This is a genomic window from Pseudoxanthomonas sp. LARHCG66, assembly GCF_052871755.1.
Genome location: NZ_JBIXJW010000001.1, coordinates 1 through 22,736 on the forward strand (window position 1 = coordinate 1; position 22,736 = coordinate 22,736).

The 22,736-nt window shown below is 65.9% G+C and carries 19 protein-coding genes; 4 read left to right on the forward strand and 15 right to left on the reverse strand.

What is annotated here, in order from left to right; genetic code table 11:
- The 7 genes from xylB to ACIPRS_RS00035 all read right to left on the reverse strand — a co-directional run.
- On the reverse strand, positions 1-1,492 hold a 1,492-nt coding region (xylB, locus tag ACIPRS_RS00005), incomplete at its 3' end, for a xylulokinase (RefSeq protein ID WP_446537091.1).
- Positions 1,493-1,720: 228 nt separating this feature from the next.
- Entirely contained in the window at positions 1,721-2,419 is a 699-nt protein-coding gene (locus ACIPRS_RS00010) for a DUF6445 family protein (RefSeq protein WP_446537092.1), read from the reverse strand.
- 24 nt (positions 2,420-2,443) lie between these two features.
- On the reverse strand, positions 2,444-3,973 hold the full coding sequence (locus ACIPRS_RS00015) for a tryptophan halogenase family protein (RefSeq protein WP_446537093.1): 1,530 nt from the start codon (positions 3,971-3,973) through the stop codon (positions 2,444-2,446).
- 21 nt (positions 3,974-3,994) lie between these two features.
- On the reverse strand, positions 3,995-4,996 hold the full coding sequence (locus ACIPRS_RS00020) for a cupin-like domain-containing protein (RefSeq protein ID WP_446537094.1): 1,002 nt from the start codon (positions 4,994-4,996) through the stop codon (positions 3,995-3,997).
- Positions 4,997-5,022: 26 nt separating this feature from the next.
- A complete protein-coding gene (locus ACIPRS_RS00025; RefSeq protein WP_446537095.1) occupies positions 5,023-5,781 on the reverse strand; it encodes a SapC family protein in 759 nt (252 codons plus the stop codon).
- A gap of 154 nt (positions 5,782-5,935) precedes the next feature.
- The gene (locus tag ACIPRS_RS00030) at positions 5,936-9,079 is read right to left on the reverse strand and encodes a TonB-dependent receptor (protein ID WP_446537096.1); all 3,144 of its coding nucleotides are present in this window, start codon (positions 9,077-9,079) and stop codon (positions 5,936-5,938) included.
- 363 nt (positions 9,080-9,442) lie between these two features.
- Positions 9,443-9,823, reverse strand: a complete 381-nt coding sequence (locus tag ACIPRS_RS00035) for a hypothetical protein (protein WP_446538019.1) — start codon at positions 9,821-9,823, stop codon at positions 9,443-9,445.
- Between ACIPRS_RS00035 and ACIPRS_RS00040 the strand changes: the two genes are divergently transcribed.
- Positions 9,717-10,790, forward strand: coding sequence for a LacI family DNA-binding transcriptional regulator (locus ACIPRS_RS00040; protein WP_446537974.1), 1,074 nt, complete (start codon positions 9,717-9,719; stop codon positions 10,788-10,790). The two genes, ACIPRS_RS00035 and ACIPRS_RS00040, sit on opposite strands and share 107 nt — an antisense overlap.
- A gap of 80 nt (positions 10,791-10,870) precedes the next feature.
- On the opposite strand, the gene fdhD is transcribed toward ACIPRS_RS00040, so the two are convergent.
- Positions 10,871-11,686 (reverse strand): formate dehydrogenase accessory sulfurtransferase FdhD, encoded by an 816-nt coding sequence (gene fdhD, locus ACIPRS_RS00045; protein ID WP_446537097.1) that lies wholly within the window; start codon positions 11,684-11,686, stop codon positions 10,871-10,873.
- Positions 11,670-13,982 (reverse strand): FdhF/YdeP family oxidoreductase, encoded by a 2,313-nt coding sequence (locus ACIPRS_RS00050; RefSeq protein ID WP_446537098.1) that lies wholly within the window; start codon positions 13,980-13,982, stop codon positions 11,670-11,672. The genes fdhD and ACIPRS_RS00050 overlap by 17 nt, the downstream gene beginning before the upstream one ends.
- 181 nt (positions 13,983-14,163) lie before the next feature.
- Here ACIPRS_RS00050 and ACIPRS_RS00055 point away from each other — a divergent pair, with 181 nt between their 5' ends.
- Both ACIPRS_RS00055 and hemN read left to right on the forward strand, forming a co-directional pair.
- On the forward strand, positions 14,164-15,411 hold the full coding sequence (locus ACIPRS_RS00055; RefSeq protein WP_446537975.1) for an MFS transporter: 1,248 nt from the start codon (positions 14,164-14,166) through the stop codon (positions 15,409-15,411).
- 45 nt (positions 15,412-15,456) lie between these two features.
- Positions 15,457-16,863, forward strand: coding sequence for an oxygen-independent coproporphyrinogen III oxidase (hemN, locus tag ACIPRS_RS00060; RefSeq protein ID WP_446537099.1), 1,407 nt, complete (start codon positions 15,457-15,459; stop codon positions 16,861-16,863).
- Between the two features lie 10 nt (positions 16,864-16,873).
- On the opposite strand, the gene ACIPRS_RS00065 is transcribed toward hemN, so the two are convergent.
- Positions 16,874-17,323, reverse strand: coding sequence for a hypothetical protein (locus ACIPRS_RS00065; protein ID WP_446537100.1), 450 nt, complete (start codon positions 17,321-17,323; stop codon positions 16,874-16,876).
- A 157-nt stretch (positions 17,324-17,480) separates the two neighbouring features.
- Between ACIPRS_RS00065 and ACIPRS_RS00070 the strand changes: the two genes are divergently transcribed.
- Positions 17,481-17,855, forward strand: a complete 375-nt coding sequence (locus ACIPRS_RS00070) for a DUF4345 domain-containing protein (RefSeq protein WP_446537101.1) — start codon at positions 17,481-17,483, stop codon at positions 17,853-17,855.
- Between the two features lie 9 nt (positions 17,856-17,864).
- On the opposite strand, the gene ACIPRS_RS00075 is transcribed toward ACIPRS_RS00070, so the two are convergent.
- The 5 genes from ACIPRS_RS00075 to ACIPRS_RS00095 form a co-directional block, all read right to left on the reverse strand.
- Positions 17,865-19,370: an acetate kinase gene (locus ACIPRS_RS00075; protein ID WP_446537102.1), complete on the reverse strand. Its 1,506-nt coding sequence runs from the start codon at positions 19,368-19,370 to the stop codon at positions 17,865-17,867.
- Between the two features lie 53 nt (positions 19,371-19,423).
- Positions 19,424-19,927 (reverse strand): hypothetical protein, encoded by a 504-nt coding sequence (locus ACIPRS_RS00080; protein WP_446537103.1) that lies wholly within the window; start codon positions 19,925-19,927, stop codon positions 19,424-19,426.
- 1 nt (position 19,928) lies between these two features.
- Positions 19,929-20,633, reverse strand: coding sequence for a C39 family peptidase (locus ACIPRS_RS00085; protein WP_337729786.1), 705 nt, complete (start codon positions 20,631-20,633; stop codon positions 19,929-19,931).
- Positions 20,630-21,052 carry a hypothetical protein gene (locus ACIPRS_RS00090; RefSeq protein ID WP_337729787.1) on the reverse strand — a complete coding sequence of 141 codons (423 nt, stop codon included), beginning with the start codon at positions 21,050-21,052 and terminating at the stop codon, positions 20,630-20,632. The genes ACIPRS_RS00085 and ACIPRS_RS00090 overlap by 4 nt, the downstream gene beginning before the upstream one ends.
- 117 nt (positions 21,053-21,169) lie before the next feature.
- Positions 21,170-22,696 (reverse strand): hypothetical protein, encoded by a 1,527-nt coding sequence (locus ACIPRS_RS00095; protein WP_337729788.1) that lies wholly within the window; start codon positions 22,694-22,696, stop codon positions 21,170-21,172.
- Between the last annotated feature and the right edge of the window lie 40 nt (positions 22,697-22,736).

Consider the following 22,736-nt stretch of genomic DNA (forward strand, 5'->3'; position numbering starts at 1 on the left):
AGCCGCGCTGCTGCGGCGTGAGGGCATCGAGGTGCTGGAGGAAGCGGCGGTAGGCCGCGGCATAGGCCTGCGTGCGGGTGGGATCGGGCGTGGCGGACAAGGCCGGCTCGGTGGCGACATGGGCGCGTGCGATATCGGCGATGGACGATGTCTCGCCACGCGAACGGCCCCATGCCCACAGCGCCTGCAGCGCCGCACCGAAGGCCGCGCCCTCGGCCTGCACCGGCACATCCACCGGCAGGCCGAACACATCGGCGACCAGCTGCCGCCACGCGGCGCTGTTGCTGCCCCCGCCGGTCAGCACGATGCGATCGAACTGCATGCCGGCGCGCACGAAGGCATCGAAGCCGTACTTCAGGCTGTAGGTCGCCCCTTCCATCGCGGCACGGTAGACGTGCGCCGGGGTCATGTTGGTCGTATCCAGCCCGGCCAGCACGCCCTTGCCCAGCGGCAGGTCGGGCGTGCGCTCGCCGTTGAGGAAGGGCAGCATCACCAGGCCGTCTGCGCCGGGCGGCGTGGCGTGCAGGTGGGCATCGCCCTCGCGCGTGCTGAAGCCGAACGCCTTGGCCACCTGTTCGGTGGCCACGGTGCAGTTCATCGTGCAGATCAGCGGCAGCCAGCCGCCGGTGGAGGAACAGAACGCGGCCCAGGCGCCGGCCGGATCGACTACCGGGGTATCGGAGTAGGCGAACAGCGTGCCCGAGGTGCCCAGGCTCATCGCCAGCCTCCCCTCTTCCACGCAGCCGGTGCCGATGGCCGCCATCATGTTGTCGCCGCCGCCGACGGCGACCTTCGCCGTGGCAGGCAGCCCCAGCGTGGCGGCCATGCCCGCATCGATGTCGAACAGCGCATCGGGTGCAGCGATCGGCGGCAGGCAGTCGGCCAGGTCGCGGTCCGCATCCGTCGCACGCAGCAGATCGGCTGACCACGTGCGCGTGCGCACGTCGAGCCAGCCGGTGCCGGAAGCATCGCCGTACTCGCAGAAGCGCTGGCCGGTGAGCACGAAGTTGAGGTAGTCGTGCGGCAGCAGGATGCTCGCCAGCTGTGCATAAGCCTCGGGGCGGTGGGTCTTCGTCCACGGCAACTTGGAGGCGGTGTAGCCGGCCAGGATCGGATTGCCCGCAAGCGCAATCGTCGCTGTCGAACCGCCCACCGCGTCCATGATCTGCGCGCACTCGGCCGTGGTGCTGGTGTCGCACCACAGTTTGGCCGATGCGAGTACCTCACCCTGCGCATCCACCGGCACGAAGCCGTGCTGCTGGCCCGACACCGCCAGCGCTGTGATGCGTGCACGCAGTGCCGGATCGATGCGGTCGAAGCAGGCCTGCATCGCCGCAACCCAGTCGGCCGGATGCTGCTCGCGGCTGCCGTCCTCGCCGCTCATCAGGTCAAGCGGCGCGCTGGCACTGGCCACCACCGCACGTGCGGCCGCGTCGTACACCACCACCTTCAGGCTCTGCGTGCCTGCGTCGATTCCGGCGGTCAAAGCCATCGATTCCTGCCTCCGGCGCTCAAAAAGTTAGCGCTACCATTTTGTCCGGTAAAAAAAGGGAACCTCTGAATTGCTCCCTCTGCCAGCACGGAGGCGGTGCCTCCCGTGCTGGCGACGACACTGTAACCAGCACCCACAGAAAAAGCGTGCTGCGCCGCAAAATGCATTGCAAAACAACCGCTTGAGCCGTACCAGGCGGCTTCGCCAGGAATGACTGCGGCACCCCGCTCAGCGTGCGACGTCGATGAAGGCATTGATCGACAACCTTCCGAGCACCGGGTCCGCGGGAAGCGGCCGATGGTTGTCGATCCGTCCTGAATGCAATGAGTTCCGCCGGTACACGATGAGCCGATTGAATACCCCCTCGACCTCCGCTATGCGCTCGAACGAGGTCGTGTCGCCGCTGATGTATCCCGCAGTCGAATCGGCGTCGTGATGACCCTGCTGCGCGAGGCAATCGAAGTACGCTGCATGACGGCTTTCATCCACGTACTCGAATCCGGTCTGACGATGCCGGTAGAAATCCGTGCCGCCCCATGTGCCGCGGAACAAATAATGCACCGTGGCCAGACCCCGATGGCTGACCGAATCGATGTGCGGCACGCGCTGCAGGAAATGCAGGCTGGCGGGTGGTTGCGTGACCAGCGAGAAATGGCACATGGGAAAGACGAAGCGGCCAGGTGCCAGATCGAAGCACTCATGCAACAACGGATTGAGCGTCACCTCCAGGAAGTGCTGATAGGAAGGCGGTGCAGGCGCGCGAATGCCGGGAAACATCGAAGACTGCTTCACGTACTGGCGTGTGGCCGCCTTCCGCACCATCCGCTCCGGATCCGACATCACGTTGTCGATGATCAGCAGCGGCGCGCCTTCCTTGCCGATCGTGTGCCGCGTGATCCGGATATCCGCATGAGGGGTGATCAGCATGGGCTTGTCCGCGCGTCCCGGCGGTTAAAGGGACACCGGCCGGCCGCCCCACACATCCGATCCGGCCTTGCAATAGCGATCAATGAACGCCTGCTGCGATGGCATCTGCGCGACCGCGTGATCGATGGGTTGGCGAATGGACGCTAACAGTTTCCGGAGGTCATCATCCGCCAGCGCACGCGCCAGGGGATGAGGCTGCCCTGGCATGATGCCCTGGCCCAGCAATACGTGGGTCCAGGAGTCGACCCGGAAGAGTTCGTCCGGATCCTGCCAGGCATGCGCGCGTTCGCGCCACGCGCGCAGGCGGATGTCCAGCGATTCGGGCAATGCCATTTCGCGGCACGCCTTCCACATCGGCTCTTCGCGCTGCGTCGCATGGTAGTGAAGGATGATGAAGTCCCGCACGTGTTCCATCTCCGCGCGGCTGACATCGTTGTAGAGCTCCACGAGCGACGGGGCGATGCCGTCGAAGGGAAACAGCTGGACCAGGCGTACCACGGCACTGATGGCCAAGTGGATGCTGGTCGACTCCAGGGGCTCGATGAAGCCGCTGGCCAGACCCAGTGAGACCACGTTCTTGTTCCACGCCTTCAGTCGGCGCCCGGTGCGGAACGGTACCAGCCAGGGGTCACGGAGCGCAGGCGCACCCACGTCGCGCAGGAGCTTGGCGCGCGCCTCATCGTCGGACATGTGCCGGCTGGAGAACACCAGGCCGCAACCGACGCGGTGCTGCAGCGGGATATGCCAACGCCAGCCGGCCTCGTGCGCGATCGCCCGCGTGTACGGCACGGGCGGACCCACGGACTCGGTCTGGACCGCCACCGCCCGGTCGCTGGGCAGCCATTCGTTCCAGTCTTCATAGCCCGTGCGCAGCGTCTGCTCGATCAGCAAGCCGCGGAAGCCGGTGCAATCGATGAACAGGTCGCCCTCGATGACCTGTCCGTCTTCCAGTACCAGAGACTGCACGGCACCATCATCCGCATGCTGCCTGACCTCGCGGATCTTTCCTTCCACGCGCTTGAGTCCATGGCCTTCGGCGATGCGGCGAAGGAACTTCGCGTAGAGGCCGGCGTCGAAGTGGTAGGCGTAGTTGACCTGCGGTTGCGTCTGCAGCGAGAACTGGTCTCCCCGCGAAGCGACCGTCTCCAGGCAGAAATCCCCCAGCTCCGACGGCATTCCCCGGCGCAGGCTGTCGAGCCAGAAATGATGGAACGCCGCCGCCCACGTGCCCTGCCCCGTGATACCGAAGGGATGGATGTAGCGATCCCCCGGACGGCGCCAGTTCTCGAACGAGATCGAGAGCTTGAACGTGCCGGCAACGGCGCGCAGGAATTCCTGTTCGTCGATCTGAAGGAAACGGTGGAACGTGCGGATGGGCGGGACGGTGGACTCCCCCACTCCCACGGTACCGATCTGTTCGGACTCGACCAGGGTGATTTCCAGCCGATCACGGAACTGGTGCGAGAGCGCGCACGCCGCGAGCCAGCCCGCAGTACCGCCGCCTGCGATCACCACTTTGCGGATGTGTCCCGTCGGGGCTACTCGATCGTCCAATGCGGTGTCTCCTTGCGTGGGCTAGCGGTTGAGCCGTCCAATCAGCATGGCGCGCATGCGCCGCGCCTGAGTTTCATCCATCGGTCCCAACATGTCGCGCGCCTGTTCGGGCAGGTGCTCCCCCGCCCTCTCGCCGGGACCGAAGACGTAGTATTCGAACACCTTCGCCCATGCGTGTTTCTCACGTTCCGGAAGATCCCGCAGCGTCCAGAGGGCATGGTGCAAAGCCGGCAACGGCGAGGACAGGAACGCTGGCGAACTGCGCCACCAGTAGTTGACCAGCACGTTGAACGGCTCAAGGCTGCGCACGTGGTGCCACCACATGCTGGGAATGAAGATGGCATCGCCGGGTTCGAGCAGTGCGGTCTGCGCGGTGGCCAGCGCCTTGCGGAATCGCGGATGGCGCCCGTAGTCGGGATCATCGAAGTCGACCACGCTCACGACCTGCCCTCCGGGCGTGGGATCAAGCGGGCCGGGATAGAGATTCTCGATCTGTTCCGGCGGAAACAACGTAAACAGCCGCCTGCCTACCGCGCAGCACGCCAGGTTGTTAGGTGCGTCGAAGTGGCAGGACGCGACCACGCGATTGCCGATCCAGATGCTGGGTGGCGCATCGATATCGTGCGCGGCCAATGGCAGGCCATTGGCGTGGGCGAAGCCAGGCAGTGCTCCATCGACCAACAGCGAGGCCACGTAGTAGGTGGGCGGACGTGGGTCGTCCAGATGGTCCGATATTTCTCCGAGCACCTGGGCCAGGGATCCACGCCTGACGTCGAAATTCAGTCGGGTGAAGTCCTCGTTGTAGAAAGGCCGGCCGGCAATCCCGGGCCCACCGAAGGAATACTGGATCGGCCTGCCGGCATCAAAGCCGAGCAGGTAGGACATCGCGTCCTGCGCGGATCGCAATCCTGCCTGCACCAACCCCCAGTCGCGCGCGACGCCCCTGAGCAGCACGGGCTGGCCATCCGAGATCAGCTCTGCCAGCGGCAGCGCATCCGGACGCACGCTTTCCAGGACACGCATTGCTGCACCGTCCGTCGACATGACGGCTAGTTCCCGCCATGCGGCATCGCGGCATCCTGCGCACGCAGGCGACGCTGCTTCTCGGCCATGAGGCGGCGCATGTTGTGGAGCGACGCCAGGATCAGGTATGCGCCTTCCAGGTAACCGGAGCGGTTCAATTCGAACAATGCGTGCCCGTCCAGCGCGGCCAGCTTCTCCCGATCGATGCCGTGCAAGCCATTGACGCCCACGTGGTGTCGGTCATCCAGTTGCACATCCAGATTGACGGGCTGTATCAGGCCTATCGCATCCAGGGCCGCGAACATGCCGGAGCCGAATTCACTGCCATCCCTGATGCCACGCAGGACGCCCGCAATATGCTCAAGATAGGGGCTGTTACCGCCCTGCGGAAGGAATACTGGCTCACCCGCTGCGAAGTTCACGCGTGGATGGTCGAGATCCACATGCATCACGGCTTCCTTCCTCAGCTCTCCGTCGATGCGCTGCTCCTGGAAGCCGATGAGGAAAGGCCCTTTCGCTGCCGCACCCGGAAGATAGGCGGCATTCCATCGGCCTTCCTGCAAAAACAGATTCTCGCGTTGTTCGAAACCCAGGAGAACGACGGATTGCCATTCGCCCGTGCCCGGATCCTTCCTCAGGAAGATCGGATACTCCCGCTGCAGCTCGGCGAACTCGCTGGGGAACGCCGGCACCATGCCCACGTCGTCACCGAACTGGGGGCCGAAGCCGGTCGCGACACGCAGATCCTTGTGTGAAACATTGTTGAGGAGTTCGTAGCGGGCCATCTTTTCTCTCGGGGAAGCCAGGAGGCGTCCGATGATACTAACGCTGGCAGATCGTGTTCGAGCCGCATCCGGCGGCACGACTTGCTAAAAGGGACCGCTGCTCGCGCAGCGGTCCCCGCTCGGCGATATCCGGAGAGGGCGTCTATCGCCAAACTCAGAACTTGTAGCGCACGCCCACCATGTAGCGCGGACTCTGGTCGGCCAGCTTGACGATCATCTGGTCGGTGCGTGCACGCCAACGGACGTCCTCACCGGTCAGATTGATCGCCTCCAGACCGAACGACCAGTGGTCGTTGAGCGTGTAGTTCACGCTCAGGTCCCACTGCTCGTACTCTTCCACGTAGTACGGATTGCGGCTCGCGCCCTGGTTGGCGAGGATCAGGTACTCGTCGCGCCAGTTCCAAGCCAGACGGACTGACCATCCATGCTTCTCATACATGAACATGGCGTTGGCCGTGTCGCTCAGGCCTGTCAGAGCGAACTGGTCGATGGCCGGATCGCCGCCGTCGTCGTATCCCACATCGCCCCGCACGACGGTGTAGTTGGCCAGGATGCCGAAACCACTGTCGCCGAAGAAGTACTGGCCCCCCAGTTCCCAGCCATGCAGCTTGGACTGGTTCTGGTTGATCGGCCGGTTGACGTTGAACTGGTACAGCGGATCATCGGCTTCACCGTACAGGTTGTAGGCCGCCTCGGTCGCCAGCGTCTGCGCACCGGTGCCATTGAACGCCGCCAGGCCCGCCGGATCGTTGCGCAGCAGGGCCAGGGCCGTGAACAGCGACGTGTCGTTGGCGGAACACGCCGCCGCATTGGCGGCCCCGACCTGGGTCACACACGCCGCACTGGTGAGGAAGGCCAGTGCCGTCTGCGCATCCGGGCCCGAGGTGGGATCCCTCAAACCGTACAGGGATTCCTGACCGACGGTGTTGCCGATGAAGTTGTCGACCGACTTGTTCCAGTACGTCAGCGACACATAGCTCGCATCGGCGAAGTACCACTCCAGCGCCAGGTCGAGGTTGTCCGACTCCAGCGGCTTCAGGCTCGGATTCTGCGCGTTCCCGCTTGCGCGGACGGACGGATCGAGCAGCACCGAACCGAAGGGCTGCTGCGCGCCGGGGCCGGCGTACAGGTTGCCATAGGGGGCTCGCGCGATGCTCCTGCCGAACGACGCGCGTCCCTTCAGTTCATCGGTGAAATCGATGCTGAAGTCCAGGTTGGGCAGGATGTAGCTGTAGCTGGCTTTCTCGCTGAAGGGCTGCTGCTCGTCGGACAGCACGATGCGGAAGTCGTTGTTGGCCTGCCACTCGATGGCCTCGGGGATCGCGATCACCGAGGTCGACACGACATCCGTCGTCTCGTATCTCACGCCGAGACGGGTGTTGGTACGCATGCCACCCAGTTCGCCTTCCAGCTCCACCTGGAAGTACGCCGAATGGGTCTTCTCTTCCACCCGGTTGTCGGCAGCGCGCTGCGGGCTGACGCCCAGTCCCACGCCATACTGGTCCGCTGCCCACTGAGCGAGTTCGCCCGCGTTACCCCGCCAGACGGGCCAGCTGGTGACGTTGTAGTCATCGAACAAGCCGCCGATGTTGACCGGCCGTAGAAGATCCATCAACCCGGCCGCCGTGTCCGAATCCACGTTGGCCACACCCCAGTCGCCCAGTGTCGAGTAGGCCTCCGCCGCCTGGATGCGGTGGGTCGTGGACTTGTTGGTATCCACGCCGAACTGGAAGCGGCCCTGGTCGAAGCTCCATTCGCCGTCGATGCGGGCCTGCTTGATCTCGCTGACCTGGGTCTGTGCATTGACGCGGAGCACCTGTGAGCCGACCTCGCCCTCCACGAATCCGGGATTGACCACGCCGTTGGTCCCGGCGATAGCGTCATCGGTGGTCGGGTACCAGGTCTGTGTGCCGATCGGCAGACCGTTGTTGAACACCAGTTCCTGCACCCATGAACCGCCGCAATGCGGGCCGGCGGTGCAGTTGTTGGTGCCGGCGATGCTCATGAAGATCGAGCCGCCGCCGGTGAGCGGGTCGTTGGGCCGGCTCTCGTTCTTCGAGTTGTGGGCATCGAAGCTCAGACGGAACCTGTCGCTGACGTCCCAGATGGCGTTGAGACCGAGGGAGCCCAGCTTGTACTTCTGCATGCTGCGCTGCTGCTCGATGCCGAAATCCTTGGTCCCGGCGATCTCGCGGATATAGACAGGCGTCGCCACCGCACCGCTGGTGTCGAACTCGATATCGGTGTAGTTGCTGTTCTGCAACCACATCGCCTGTTCGCCACGGTTCTCGGTGATCTCGTTGGTCGAGTACGTGTAGTCCAGGGTCAGGGTCAGGCTGTCGGTCGGTGCGAACTGCACCACGGCCTGGCCGTTCACGCGCTCGCGCTCGAATTCCGAGAACGCATAGCGCAAGTCATTGGGACGTGCGTAGAGATCGCCGATGGCCGGCGCATTGACCACGGTCGGATCGCCGGGCATCGTCCCGGTCCACGGCTGCACGTTCCAGTAGTTCTCGGTCGCCTGCACCGAGCCGCCCTTGCGCTTCTGATGGCTGGCACTCAGGCTCACGCCGAATGTCTTGTCGGGGTTGGTGTAGCTGAAAATGCCCGACAGTTCCGGCGTCAGGTCATTCTCGAACGGCTGGCTCCGGTCGGAAACGACTTTCGCCCCCGCGCTGGCGACCACGCCGTCATGGTTGAACGGCCTTGCGGTCAGGATGTTGATGGTGGCGCCGATGCCACCACTGGGAACCTGGGCCTGGCTGGTCTTGTAGACCTCGATGCCGTTGATCGCTTCGGCGGCGAGCTGTGCGAAATTGAACGCGCGGGTACCACCGTCCACACCGCCGATGGCGACCTGGCCCGAAGCACCAAACGCATCCGCACCCGGCATCTGCCGGCCGTTGAGCGTCACCATGTTGAACTGGGGACCAAAGCCGCGTGCCGTGACCTGCGCACCTTCACCATCGCGGCGCTCGATCGAGATGCCGGTGATGCGCTGCAGGGATTCGGCGAGGTTGGTATCCGGGAACTTGCCGATGTCTTCGGCACTGATCGCATCGACGACGCCTGCGGAGTCGCGCTTGATGTCCATTGCCTGGCTCAGGCTGCTGCGCAAGCCCGTGACCACGACCGTATCCAGTGTGGTGGCGTCCGGCGTCGCCTGCTGTTGTGTCTGCTGCGCGGCCGGAGCCTGCGCCTGTTGCGATTCCTGCCCGAAAGCGGGATTGATGACCAGTACGCCACCCACGAAGGTGAACATGGCCGTCGACTTGAACCTCGCCAACTTACGACTCATCAGCATGTCCTCAGGTCTGGAATTGAAGGGCCAGCAACGCCGCGGCAGGCATGGATTCGCGCTCCCGCAATGGTCTGGGCCTTGTCCGGTGCACGGCATCGGTACCTGCACTCTTTCATGTGGTCTCCCCTCTCACGTTCGATCATTGGATGTGTCGCCCTCCCCAAGGGCACCTTCGGGCGCAGGCCCGTATTTCCAGACCGGGCATGGTGATAGCGCCCGTCATTGCACAGCGGTTGAAAACACTCTTCCGGCTGGTTCCCGTGTCGCAAGGCGACAAAGCGTTCAGTCAACTTCCAAGGACGGATCGATGAGTGCATCGATCAATGTGGTAGCGCTACCATCGAGTTCGGCGCAGACTAATCACGCACCCCTGTGTTTGTCACCATGCAGCGCAGCAATCCCGTAAGTGGCTTCGTCAAGACCACGTTCCATGGCTAACCGAGCGGGGAAATGGAAGCGTTTCCATGGGGGTTGGTCGAGAATGCTCATGTAACCGCGATTCCATGTGCGAGCGAGTTGGGCGACGTACCGATGTTCGTTCGATGCATCTCCATGTGCGACGCTCGCCGCAACCGCATCACCCGTTGTTCGCAGCACCTCGATTGCACCCGGCAAACGGAGCAGACAGAGCAGCATGGAAAAATCGATCAAATCCGTCCGGCGAAAGGGAGGCGCCATCACCATCGACGAGGTCGCCGCCCACGCAGGCGTTTCGCCGATGACGGTATCGCGCGTGGTCAACGGGCACGGCGGTGTCCGTGACGCCACTCGTGAGCGCGTCATGAGCACTGTGCGCGAACTGGGATACAGGCCCAACCTGGCGGCGAGTTCGCTCGCTGCGGCGCAACACACGTGCATCGCACTCATCTACACCAATCCCAGTTCAAGCTACCTGCGCGAGCTGCTGGTCGGCGCCTTGCGTGGTTCGGCGCGCGCAGCGGCTCAGCTGGTCATCGCGACCTGGGACACGCTGGACGTGGAGGGCCAACGCGCGGCGGCGCGCGAACTGGCCAGGAGCGTGGCGGGCGTGATCCTGCCGCCGCCGCTGTGTGAGTCCAAGGCGATCGTCATGGAGTTCGCGCGGGCCGGGGTCCCTGTCGTTTCGATCGCGTCGGGTCGCTTCAGCGAGACGATTTCCTGCGTCCGCATAGACGACCATCGCGCCAGCCATGACATGACGGCCCATCTGATCGCCCATGGGCATGCGCGGATCGGCTACATCAAGGGCGACCCGAACCAGACGGCCAGCGCCCATCGCCTGCAGGGTTACCGCGATGCGCTGGCGGAGGCAGGCGTGGCATTCGACGAGCACCTGGTCCAACCCGGCTACTTCACCTACCGTTCCGGGCTTGAGGCCGCCGAAAGCCTGCTGGCGTTGCCAAGCCCACCCACTGCGATCTTCGCCAGCAACGACGACATGGCCTCGGCCGTGGTTTCGGTGGCGCATCGCCGCGGCTTGGACGTGCCGCGCGACCTGTCCGTTGTGGGCTTCGACGATACATCCGCAGCCATCATGGTCTGGCCGGAGCTGACGACCATCCACCAGCCGGTTGCCTCGATGGCCGATGCGGCGATCGACATCCTGCTGCGGGAAATCCGACGCCCCAGCGCCTCTGCGCGGGTCATCGTCAACCATGTGGTTCCACACAAACTGGTGAAGCGCGCGTCGGTGGCGACCCGGCGGAAAGGCAAAGCCAAGGCCCCGTAGCGGGGACACCTGCCGCTGGATGGCGCAGGCATCCGGTGTGGCGACGCACGTTGCCGCAATGGGGCTTACCCCATCGGGGCTCAGCGCAACCCGAGTCGCCATGCGTGGCTGTAAACCACATGCCTGTCGTCACGCAGGAAACCGACCAGCGACAGCCCGCAGCCTGTCGCCAGATCCACCGCCAATGCCGTGGGTGCCGACATCGCCGCCAAGAGTGGAATCGCCGCGACCGCTGCCTTCGCCACCATCTCGTAACTCGCGCGGCTGGTCACCAGCGCGAAGCCCGATCCGGCGTCGATGCCCTCGCGGAGCATCGCACCAATCAGCTTGTCCAGCGCGTTGTGGCGGCCGACATCCTCGCGCACCACCACCAGCGTACCGTCCGCCCTCGCCCATGCCGCTGCGTGGATCGCGCCGGTCGCCGCATTCAACGGCTGCCGCGCCCCGATGCCGGCCAACGCGACGTCCAGCGCGGATGACGCGATGAAACTCCCCTGCCCGACCGCCTTCGGCTGTTTGACAACCTCTTCCAGATGCCGGTGTCCGCAGATGCCGCACCCACTGCGCCCCGGCAACCAGCGCTGCTGATCTGCGGCTCGGGTGGGCAAAGGATGTCGCGTGCGCAGGTCGAGCTGGATGCCTTCCAGCAATGGCTGGACGTTCACCTGAACAAGTTCGTCAGCCGCAACACCGAGTTCGGTCAACGCGAAGCCGTACGCGAAATCCTCCAGGTCGCAGGGCGAGACCATCATCACCGCCAGCGGTTCGCCATTGCAGCGGATCGCGAGCGGAACTTCCTCCGCCAGCAGATCCCGCCGCGTCGTGGATGCCCCCCCGGTGACATCGATGACCCGGCGTCCCGCGGCTCCCTCGATGCGGTCAGCCGGCATGGCCATCGGGATCGCGCAGTTTCCTCACCACCACCGGGATCGACTTGTAGGCCGGCGTCCCCGATTGCGGATCGTGGCTGTCCAGCGGCACCAGGCGATTGCCTTCGGGGTAGTACATCGCCGCCGAGCCGCGCGGCAGGTCGTACTCCACCGCGATGAAGCCCGCGACCTGACGCGCACCCGCGTCGTTGCCGCCAACGCGGGACTCCACCAGGATCCGGTCGCCCTGGTTCAGGTCACGCGCCTGCATGTCGAGATTGTTCATGAACACCACATCGCGGCGCCCGCTCACGCCCCGGTAACGGTCGTTGAATCCGTAGATGGTGGTGTTGTACTGATCGTGCGAGCGGATCGTGGTGAGGGTCAGCAGATGCTGCTGATCGATGCCGGGATCCTCGTTCAATCCTTCGGCCACCAGGAACTGCGCCTTCCTGCCCGCACCGCCCCAGTCCCGTTGGGATGCGCCGACGTACAGCCGGAATCCGCCGGGCTCGCGCACGCGCCGGTTGAAATCCCTGAACATCGGGAACACGGCTTCGATGTCGTCACGGATGCGGTCGTAATCGCCCACCAGCCCATCCCAGTCCACTTTCGTCTGCGGCAGCGTGGCCTTGGCGATGCCGGCGACGATGGCCGGCTCCGACAGCAGATGTTCCGATGCCGGTGGCAGGCCACCCTGCGATGCATGCACCATGGACATGGAATCCTCCACCGTCACCGACTGCACGCCGCTTGCCTGCACATCGCGTTCTGTGCGCCCCAGGCACGGCAGCAGGAACGCCTGCCGCGCGGGGATCAGGTGCGAGCGATTCAACTTGGTGGCGATGTGCACCACCAGGTCCAGCTTGCGCATGGCGGGAAGGGTGGTCTCCGGGTCCGGCATCGCCACCGCTAGGTTCCCGCCCATGCATACCAGTGCGCGCGAGCGTCCATCGCGGATCGCGCGCACGGCTTCCACCGCATCATGGCCATGCGTGAGCGGGAATTCGAAGCCGTAGGTTCGCTTGATCGCATCGACCAGTGCCTGCGTAGGCTTCTCGGTGATGCCGACTGTGCGGTCGCCCTGCACGTTGGAGTGGCCGCGTATCGGCGCGATGCCGGCGCCAGGCTTGCCGATGTTCCCGCGCAGCAGCATCAGGTTGGCCATCTGCTGCACGTTCTGCGTGCCACGGCGATGCTGGGTCATGCCCATGCCGTAGCACAGGATCACGCGCTCCGCCTTGGCGTAGAGTCGCGCGGCGGCGGCGATGTCATCGCGCGACAGCCCGGAACATTCGACGATCTCGTCCCACGTCGTGCGCGCCAGGTCCTCGCGCAAGGCATCCAGCCCTTCGGTGTGTTCGGCGATGAAGGCATGGTCCAGTACGCCGCGACCACCTGCGGCGAGATCCTCGGCATCGGCATCCAGCAGGCACTTCATCATGCCTTTCAGCAATGCCAGGTCGCCACCGATCCTGACCTGGTAATACGTCTGTGCGATCGGCGTGGCGGTGTTGGTCAACATCTCCGCCGGATGCTGTGGCGAAGTGAACCGCTCCAGCCCGCGTTCGCGCAGCGGATTCACCGCCACGATGGGCACTCCTCGCTTCGATACCTCGCGCAACGTGGACAGCATGCGCGGATGGTTGGTGCCGGGATTGTGGCCGAAGCTGAACAGTGCGTCGCAAAGCGCGAAATCATCCAGCGTCACCGTGCCCTTGCCCACGCCGATGGACTCGGGCAAGCCCACGCTGGTCGCCTCGTGACACATGTTCGAGCAGTCGGGAAAGTTGTTGGTGCCGTATTCGCGCACCATCAGCTGGTAGAGGAACGCCGCTTCATTCGATGTGCGCCCGGATGTATAGAACTCGGCCATGTCCGGATGCGGGAGTGCGCGCAGCGCATCACCGATGCGCGCGAACGCATCTTCCCAACTGATCGGCACGTAGCGGTCCGATGCGGCGTCGTACACCATCGGATACGTCAGCCGGCCTTCGTCCTCGAGCGCATGGTCGCTCCACTCCCAGAGTCCCGAGAGCGTGTGCTCCGCGAAGAAGGCAGGCGTCGCGCGCTTGCCGGTGGCCTCCCACGACACCGCCTTCGCCCCGTTCTCGCAGAACTCGAATGACGAAGTGTGGCGCGGATCCGGCCATGCACAGCCAGGGCAATCGAAGCCCGCAGGCTGGTTGACGCGTCGCAGCGCAGCGGTTTCCCGGCCGACCGCCATCTGGCTTTTCAGTGCGCGCGCAACGGCGCCGAGGGCGCCCCACCCTCCCGCTGCGCCTTCGTAGTCATCGATGCCCGGAATCTTGCGTTCACTCATCGGGGAGCCCTGCCTGCTGCATATCGACCACGGTACGTGCGCAGGATAACCGAAGGCGTCGCGCGGTACGTCAGCCGCACGGGACGACAGAAGCGTGGCGCGTGAACCTTTCGCTCAGCATCGCGTTGCTAGCATGCGGAGCGTCTCCCCGTGGTGTCGCCCGCTCTCCGTGCTTCGTGTCCTGCTTCCCATCACCGCATTGCTCGCCAGCGTTGCCCTGCTGCTCGGCGGCAACGGTTTGCTGGGTACGCTGCTGGCCATGCGCAGCCAGACCGAAGGCTGGGGCGAACGGACCACCGGCCTGGTGATGTCGGGTTACTTCGTGGGTTTCTTCCTGGGCACGTTCACTGCGCCTCCCTTGATCCGCCGCGTCGGGCACATCCGCGCGTTCGCTTTCCACGCAGCGCTTGCCGCTGCCGCCGTGCTGGTTTACCCGCTCTGGATGGAGCCGATGGGATGGCTGGCGCTGCGCGTCGTCACCGGCATGGCGCTGGTCGGCTTGTGCACGGTCATCGAGAGCTGGCTGAACGCGCAGGCGGCGCCCGAACATCGCAGCCGGGTGTTCGCGGTGTACATGGTGGTGACACTGCTTGCGCTTGCCAGCGGTCAATTGCTGTTGGACCTGCAGCCGCCGCGAAGCCCCGTGCTCTTCAGCCTGGTCGCCATCCTGTTCGCGCTGGCCATCCTGCCGGTCAGCACCACGCAACTGCAGCCGCCCACCCTGAGCACGGCACCGCGCACCCACATCCTGCAGATATGCCGCGCAGCCCCCAGCGCCGCCGCAGGGGCATTGCTCGCAGGCCTGGCGCTGGGCGCGTTCTGGGGCCTGGGCGCGGTCTATGCGGCCTCGCTGGGGCTGGATCGTGCGGGCATCGGCACGTTCATGGCCGTGACCATCCTGGGCGGTGCCGCGCTGCAACTGCCCATCGGCCGCTTGTCGGACCGGGGCGACCGTCGCAGCACGCTGGCCGTCGTGGCCGCGTTGGGCTCGGTCACGGCGATGCTCGCATTGCGTGTGGAAGCCGCTACGCCTGCCGGCATGCACGCGCTGTTCTTCCTGTTCGGCGGGCTGGCATTTGCGCTGTATCCGCTGGCGGTCGCGCATCTGCTCGATCGCCTGCCGGCGGAGCAATTGCTGTCCGGATGCAGTGCGCTGCTCCTGTTGAACGGCATCGGCGCTGCGGCGGGCCCCGCGCTGGCAGGCGTGCTGATGCAGCGGTCCGGCGCAACGGCGTTGCCGGCCTTCTTCGCCTGCACGCTGGGACTGCTGGCCCTGATTGCCGGCGGACGCCGCCTGCTCAAGGCCCGCCATCTGCTGCATCCGGCGCGCTTCCATCCCATGCTCCGCACCACGCCCACCGCGCTGGAGATGCTGCCCGAGATCCCGGACGCCCCAGCGACCCAGGCACGCGATTCGCAACGGAATTGATCCCGATCAATGCGGCACCCGCGCGGTGCCCCTAGCCTGTGCGTCATGGGCACCCTCTCCCCGTCTCCGTTGTTCGATGCGGACCTGCTGCGGCGTTACGACACGCCCGGGCCGCGCTACACGTCCTATCCGACCGCGCCGCAATTCAGCGCCAGCTTCGGTGCGCAGCAATTGCGCGACCAGGCCGCCGCCAGCAATCGGCAGGCGCAGACCAGGCCGCTGTCGCTGTATGTGCACATTCCTTTCTGCACCAGTCCCTGCTTCTATTGCGGCTGCAACCGGGTGATCACCCGCGACAAGGCACGTGCGGAACTGTATCTGGACTATCTTTATCGCGAGATTGCGCGGATGGCGCCGCTGTTCGACAGCGGGCGCCCGGTGGTACAGCTGCATTTCGGCGGCGGCACGCCCAACTTCCTGACCCCCGCCCAGATCGCCGACTGCGTGGCCGAGCTGCGCAGCCAGTTCAGTTTCGCCGCACCGGAGAGGATGGACTTCTCCATCGAACTCGACCCGCGCTTCGTCACGCCAGCCGATATCGGCGAGCTGGCCAGCATCGGCTTCAACCGCGCGAGCTTGGGCGTCCAGGATTTCGATCCCGAGGTACAGAAGGCCGTGAACCGGGTGCAGGGCGTGGAGGAAACGCTCGCCATCGTGGCCGCGTGTCGTGAGCACGGCATGCGATCGGTCAACATCGACCTGATCTACGGGTTGCCCAAGCAGACCCGCGCAGGCTTCCTGCGTACACTGGAAATCGTCGTGCAGGCACGGCCTGACCGCATTGCGGTCTACAGCTACGCCCACCTGCCTCAGTTGTTCAAGCCGCAACAACGGATCGCACTGGAGGATCTGCCCAGCCCCGAGGAGAAGCTGCAGCTGCTGCAGTGCGCGATAGAACAGCTGGTGGAAGCGGGGTACGTCTACATCGGCATGGACCACTTCGCCCTGCCCGGCGACGAGCTGGCGCGTGCGCAGGAACGTGGCGACCTGCACCGCAATTTCATGGGCTATACGACGCATGCCGAAAGCGACCTGCTGGGCTTCGGCGTGAGCGCGATCAGCCATGTCGGCGACAGCTTCAGCCAGAATCCGCGCGACATCGCGAGTTGGGAGCGCGCCATCGACGACGGCCGCCTGCCCGTCTGGCGCGGCATGCCGCTGGACCGTGACGATGTGCTGCGCGCAGACGTCATCCAGGAACTGATGTGCCACGGACGGCTGGACTATGGCCGCATCGGCCGCCGCCACGGCATCGCGTTCACCGAATACTTCGCCGATGCCCTCCCCAGGCTGCAGACACTGGCCGACGACGGCCTGCTGACGTTCACGCGGGTCGGCTTCCAGGCCACGCCACGTGGCCGCCTGCTGTTGCGCGTGATCGCGATGTGCTTCGATCGCTATCTGCATGCGGCAGCGTCGGCAGAAGCACCGCGGTTCTCGCGCACGGTCTGAGTGCCCGACATCAGCGGCATGCTGCGTTGACACGGTCGTCCAGGCGGCGACTGGTATCGAAGTCCCGCCTCAGCCCGAGGCGCACATGCGCCTGGTCGCGCGCCTTCTTGGCCCGCTCGCAGGCGGCTGCGTCGCGATGCATCGAGATGACAGCGCCCTGCGATGAGGTTTGCCGGCGTCGCGCGCCCGTGCGGGAGCGCGGACGTGGACTGTCTGCCCTGGCCGTCGCACGTGGCGCCGATGAGGACGATGCGGATGTCGCCGGTATCGGCGGATCGGCGGGATAGGCGCGCACCCATTCCGTGCGTTGCGTCGAGGTACAGGGCATCGCCTGGTAATGCGCCTGACCATCCGCACCCCGGCACTTGTGGATCGGGTCGCTGCCCCAGGTGGCGCTGCCGGCGGCGACGAGGATGGCAGCCAGCAGGATGCGCAGCGCGCACGACGAAGACGCGGACATGGCGGGCTCCTGCGGGATGGAGGTTGCAGGATCCGGCGATGGCAGGGGTATCGGGATCGGGGCGCGCCGCGCCGCGCTGTCGGGATTTCCCGCGCGTTCACCACGCCATCACCCCGTGCCGTGCGAGAAGAGGCGCCTGTTCCCTGCGAGACGTCCGATGACAGCCGCCTACCTCTACCTCAACGCGGTGCTCTACCTGCTGCTCGCCGGCTGGTGCACGTTCGCGCCCGCGCGCACGGCGGTGGCGGTCGGTTACGTGTCGCTTACCCGGTCCGGGCAGACCGAGTACCTGACGATCTACGGCGGCCTGCAACTCGGGCTTGCGTTCCTGTTCGCGTGGTTCGCCTGGACCCAGCAGCTGCGCACCGGTCTGTTGCTGGCGATGGCGCTGTACCTGCCGATCGTGCTCTACCGCAGCGCAGCGTTGTTGCGCTGGTGGCCGGTGGAATCGACCACGATGATGCTGGCGGTGACCGAGTGGCTGATGCTGGCGGCGACCCTGTGGCTTTGGTGGCAGGGCCGGGCCAGCTGAGTTGCCGGATCAGAAGTTGATCGGCAAGCGCGCGGTGAAGGTGAGGTCCGGCGTGTCGCGGGTCACGCCCACGCCCAGCGCGACATTGAGCGACATGCGGTCGCTGAAGCGGTAGGTGCCGCCCAGCAGCAGCGTACCCAGCGTGGTACGCACGGCGCCCGCCACCTCCTTTCCATCCTGCTCGGTCTTGTCGACGATGCTCTGGTCGTAACCGATGCTGATGGCCGCCTTCTCGTTGAGCGCCAGGCCCATGCCGAGGTTGAAGCCGAGGATGTCGCCGGCCTTGATGTCGCCCAGGAACTCGGTCTGCCCGCCCAGTACGCGGCGCGAGACATTGCTGCGCTTGAAGTTGTGCAGGTAGCTGAGACTGCCGAAGAACACCACCGGATCGGAGGGGAACAGCCAGGTGACGCCGGGCTGCAGGGCGTTGAAGCCGCTGCCCGTGGGCAGGTCCAGTGGCAGGCCGGTACCGGTGGTGTTGGCCACGCAGCGCGTCACGCAGTCGGTGACGACCTCGAACAGATCGCGCCCCGTGCGGCTCTTGTAGCGCAGCCATGCGATGTAGAACGGCTTGTCGGCGGCGCCCCGGTTCAGCTGGTAGCGGCCGGTGACTTCCACGTCGCCCATCCCGCTTCCGCGTGCGTTGAACACGCGGTCCTGGGCGGAACCGGTGAAGATCTCGCGGCTGACCGTATCGCTGTGGATGTAGACGTAGGGCAGCTTCGCCTCGAGTTCCATGCGCCGGCTGAGGCCATAACGCCCGGTCAGCGTGGCGACGGCGGTCGTGGTCTTCACCTGGCGCACATCGATCAAGCCGATCAGGATGGCGGGAATGATGGTGTAGCCCACCAGCACGACACGATCATTGGCCGAGTAGCCGTACTGCAGCGACGGCTCCACCACCATCTTGCCCTTGGGTGTCAGCACGCCCGGCTGATCGAAGATCTGCGCGACCTCGGGCGGCCGCGACTCGCTCTCCGGCGCCTGTCCGACACGTTGCGGCGCCTGCGTGTCTGCCTGCTGTGTCTGCTGGCCCGCGGGCGGGGGGGAACCGGATTGCGCGACCTGCGTGCCCGCATGCGCGCCGTCGGGAGCCGGTGCCACCGGGGTCGCCTGCGGCGCTGGACCGGTCACGATGTAGGTCTGCGCAGGTGGAGGGGAATCGCGGAAGGTCGGTGCCTGGTTCAGCGCGGGCACGATCACGGGGGCGGGCGCACCACGCGCGCGCGCATTGGCGAGGATTTCTTCGTTGAGCGCATTCTGCAGGGTGAATATCTGCTGCTCCTGGGCCTGCATGGCGTCACGCATCGCCTGCAACCGATGCGTCTGCTCGTTGAGCTGGCGCTGCAGTGCGTCCAGCCGTGCATCGGCGGTGATTTCGTAGGGCTGCGCCGGCACCGGCGGAGGGGGCGACGCCGGCATCACCGGTTCCTGTGCCCGCGCCTGCCCTGCGTGCACCCCCAGGCTGACTGCCAATGCCAGCGGTGCGACTTCCATCAGAGACGTCCCTTTCATGCTGTGCCCCTTGTCTTGTGCGTGAGCGCGGTGATCCCGGTCCTGCGTCGATGTCACGGGCTGCCGGGTGCGCGGATCAGCGCGTCCGTGAGCGCGCCGTTCGCGTTGAGGGTCTGGTAGGCCCCGAGCGTGTCGATACCCACGTCGATGCGGGTGACCGTGCGGATATCCTGGTCATCCAGCGTGTTCTGGATCACCAGGCCGCCGGTGGCCTGCGCGGGATCGAAGCGATTGCCCTCGCCGATCTGGACCACCAGCCCGCGATTGAAATCGGCCAACGCCTGAGCCTGGTCCGGCGTGATGCGTGCCACGTCCGGAACCTGCACGGCGATACGCGCCGTCAGTTCGCCGTTGACGAAGACGACTCGCTCGATGCCGAACGACAGGGTCATGCCCGACGGCATCTGGAAGCCCCCGCGCATCTGCGCCAGCCGGGCGGGATCCACCGGTTGCCATTCGGCGCCCAGGTCACCGCCCTGCCCCCGTGCACCCACCGGTGCCAGCAGCACCGCCAGCATGACCGTGGCGCGGCATACACCCTGCCTGATCCTGTCCATGTCAGATGTCTCCCGCACCGCGCCTGGGCACGGTGACGTTGCGCAGGCCATCACGCTGGATTCCCATGTCGAGCGGCGCCGGAGGTGCGGTCTGCCAGTCGCGGGCCTGGTTGAAGCGGGCGCGTTCCCGCTGGTTGTGCACGACGAACATCACCCGGTTGTCCCACAGCGCCTCGAAGCGAGAGCGCGGCATCGCACGCGTGCCACGCGCCGGGTCGCCCAGCAGCACGCGACCGTCGCGCAGGCCCTTCACCACGACGAAGTGACGGTACCCGCGGTCGTTGAGCAGCACGATGGCCGGCACGTTCTCCTGCTGCAGTTTGTCCAGCGGCAACTCGAAGCCGTCGGCCTCGTACCCCTTCGAGCGAAGGTAGCGGCGCATGTCGAGCAGCGAGAAGCCTTCCTTGCGGATGCGCGCCTGGTCGCCGTTGTTGTACATCTGCACGAAGACGTCGACCTCGCTGACAGCGTGGCCATACTGATGCGTCAGCAGCGTGGCCGTGGCGGCGGAGCCGCAACTGAAATCGTACTGCTGCGGCAGCGTCGTCTTGAACCGCGCTTCCTTCAGGCTGGTCACGCGGACGCTGTAGGCGCTGCCCGGCACGCGGATGTCGCTGGTGGCCGCCGATGCGCCACCGAGCACCGCCAGCGCGCACGCGAGCGCGACGCATCGCGGCCATCCACGCTGCCGCACACGGTGTTTCATTGCGGTCCGCCGCTGAAATCGATGGTCACGATCATCGCGTTCTGGATCAGCACGTTGCTGCCGGTGTTCTGGATGACCGTGTTGATGCCGCTGGCGTTGCCGAACGCGCCGTCAGCGATGCTGTTGGTTCCACTGGTGATGTGGTGCGCCGTGTTGCCATCCACGGAGCCGTCCACATCGATGAGGTTCTCGGTCTGGCTGCTGTCACCGCCTCGCAAGCCGGACAACCGGTCCACCGCGATCGCGCGTCCCAATTCGCTGACGGCCACGAGCGGAACGTCCGGAACTTTGGTTTCGAACGTGATGGCGGGTGTCCATCCTGCGCGGGCGACGGCGTTGTCTTCCGCCGAGGCGCCAAACGCGAGGACGAGCAATCCCCAGGCTGCGATGCGCAACCCGGCCTGTTGGTGCGTATGCATGGTCAGTCTCCCTTGCCATGCGTCCACCGCGCAGCCATGGGGCGTCCCGCCGTGAAGCGGGACGCCTGCGTCCGCACGGAGTGCCTGGCCCGGCTGGGCCAGGACACCGCGGAACGCTTATGGGCCTACGGTCAGGTTGGCTTGAACGGTGATGCCTTGCTGGATCAGCGAGGCCATGCCGCTGTTCTGTGCCGCCACCATGATGCCGGCCGCCGACTGCCCGACGCTCGTCATGTTGTTGGACATGTCGAACGCACCCGCATCGACCGCAACGGAACCGCCCGCGCCGCCGGCACCACCGGTCGCACCGTTGCCGACGCCACCATTGCCGTCACCGCCATTGCCATCGCCACCGTTGCCGACGCCGCCGGCACCACCGGTCGCACCGACCGCGCCGCTGGCGCCGTTGCCGGCCGTCGCATCGCCATTGCTGGCGGTGGAGGACGCGCTGCCGTTGCTGGCGTCGCCATTGCTGGCATCGCCACCATCACCGCCGTCTCCTGCGGTCGCCGTCACCGTGCCGCCTGCGCCGCCCATACCGGAGCCTGCACCGCCCGTGGCGGTCGCGTCGCCGCCCGTCCCGGAGCCTGCGCCGCCCGTGCCGGAGCCGTCACCGCCCGTACCGGTCGCGTCACCCGACGTGCCTGCACCGGCGGTGGCGCTGCTTGCTCCGCCCGTTGCAGTCGCGTCACCTGACGTGCCTGCGCCACCGGTTGCCGTGCCGTCGCCGCTCGTACCGTCGCCTGCGCCACGTTCGCGCACGTTGCCGCTGCCTGCTCCGGCGTCGCCACCTGAAGCACCCGCGATCGAACCGGTGTCGCCGCTCGCGCTTCCGGCATCGCCACCTGAAGCACCCGTGGCTCCGCCACCATCACCGCCCCAGCCACCGGCGTCACCGCCACGACCGCGACCATTGCCGGCCGTCGCGTCGCCGTCGCCGCCCCAGCCATTGCCGTCGCCGCCATTGGCGCCGCGTGTATCGTCGGCGTTGCCGCCACGACCACCGTTGCCGGCCGTCGCGTCGCCGATGGTTGCGCTGCCGTTGGACGAATCGCCCGCCGTCGCGCTGCCGTTGTTGGCATCGCCACCGCTGCCGCCATTGCCGCCATTGCCGCCGTCGCCGCCGTCACCTCCGTTGCCGGTGCCACCCGCGGCGCTACCGCCGTAGCCCTTGCCACCGTAGCCCGCGCCGCCCTTGCCACCGTCGCCACCGTTCGCGTCACCCCAGTTCTTGGCCACGTTGCCGATGTCGTGCACGGTCACGCCCGAAACGGCGCCGATCAGCTTCGTTTCGGCCACGGCCTTGCTGTGGTTGAAAGAGTTGGAGAACGTGGACGTCGCGGTACTGCCATTGTTGGCGGCCGTCGAGCCGAAGCCCTCCGCAGTCGCCCTGCCGCGATTGTTGCGGTTGTCGCCGTCGTGGGTGCTGTTGTCGCTGTGGTCGGAATTGTCGGAGTTGTCCGAATTGTCGGAGTGGTCGCTGTTATCCGTGTTGGTGCTGTTGTTGCTCAGATCCGCCGAGAGGTTGACCAGGATGTCGTCACCCGGGCCATTTTCGGTATTGGTCTGTTGCGCGAATGCCTGTCCCGTCGTGCCGAGCGCCAGCAATACCGCCGATGCGATCAGTGTCTTGCGAATGCACATGTTGATTCTCCTTGTGGCCGCTCCGGGACCCAGGGGAAGC

Coding starts and splice junctions, on each gene's coding strand:
- ACIPRS_RS00090 (WP_337729787.1), bottom strand. CDS start 21,052: ATGCATACGCACCAACAGGCCGGGTTGCGCATCGCAGCCTGGGGATTG.
- hemN (WP_446537099.1), top strand. CDS start 15,457: ATGGGCACCCTCTCCCCGTCTCCGTTGTTCGATGCGGACCTGCTGCGG.
- ACIPRS_RS00080 (WP_446537103.1), bottom strand. CDS start 19,927: ATGGACAGGATCAGGCAGGGTGTATGCCGCGCCACGGTCATGCTGGCG.
- ACIPRS_RS00025 (WP_446537095.1), bottom strand. CDS start 5,781: ATGGCCCGCTACGAACTCCTCAACAATGTTTCACACAAGGATCTGCGT.
- ACIPRS_RS00030 (WP_446537096.1), bottom strand. CDS start 9,079: ATGAGTCGTAAGTTGGCGAGGTTCAAGTCGACGGCCATGTTCACCTTC.
- ACIPRS_RS00075 (WP_446537102.1), bottom strand. CDS start 19,370: ATGAAAGGGACGTCTCTGATGGAAGTCGCACCGCTGGCATTGGCAGTC.
- ACIPRS_RS00020 (WP_446537094.1), bottom strand. CDS start 4,996: ATGCGTGTCCTGGAAAGCGTGCGTCCGGATGCGCTGCCGCTGGCAGAG.
- ACIPRS_RS00050 (WP_446537098.1), bottom strand. CDS start 13,982: ATGAGTGAACGCAAGATTCCGGGCATCGATGACTACGAAGGCGCAGCG.
- ACIPRS_RS00070 (WP_446537101.1), top strand. CDS start 17,481: ATGACAGCCGCCTACCTCTACCTCAACGCGGTGCTCTACCTGCTGCTC.
- ACIPRS_RS00010 (WP_446537092.1), bottom strand. CDS start 2,419: ATGCTGATCACCCCTCATGCGGATATCCGGATCACGCGGCACACGATC.
- ACIPRS_RS00085 (WP_337729786.1), bottom strand. CDS start 20,633: ATGAAACACCGTGTGCGGCAGCGTGGATGGCCGCGATGCGTCGCGCTC.
- ACIPRS_RS00065 (WP_446537100.1), bottom strand. CDS start 17,323: ATGTCCGCGTCTTCGTCGTGCGCGCTGCGCATCCTGCTGGCTGCCATC.
- ACIPRS_RS00095 (WP_337729788.1), bottom strand. CDS start 22,696: ATGTGCATTCGCAAGACACTGATCGCATCGGCGGTATTGCTGGCGCTC.
- fdhD (WP_446537097.1), bottom strand. CDS start 11,686: ATGGCCATGCCGGCTGACCGCATCGAGGGAGCCGCGGGACGCCGGGTC.
- ACIPRS_RS00040 (WP_446537974.1), top strand. CDS start 9,717: ATGGAAAAATCGATCAAATCCGTCCGGCGAAAGGGAGGCGCCATCACC.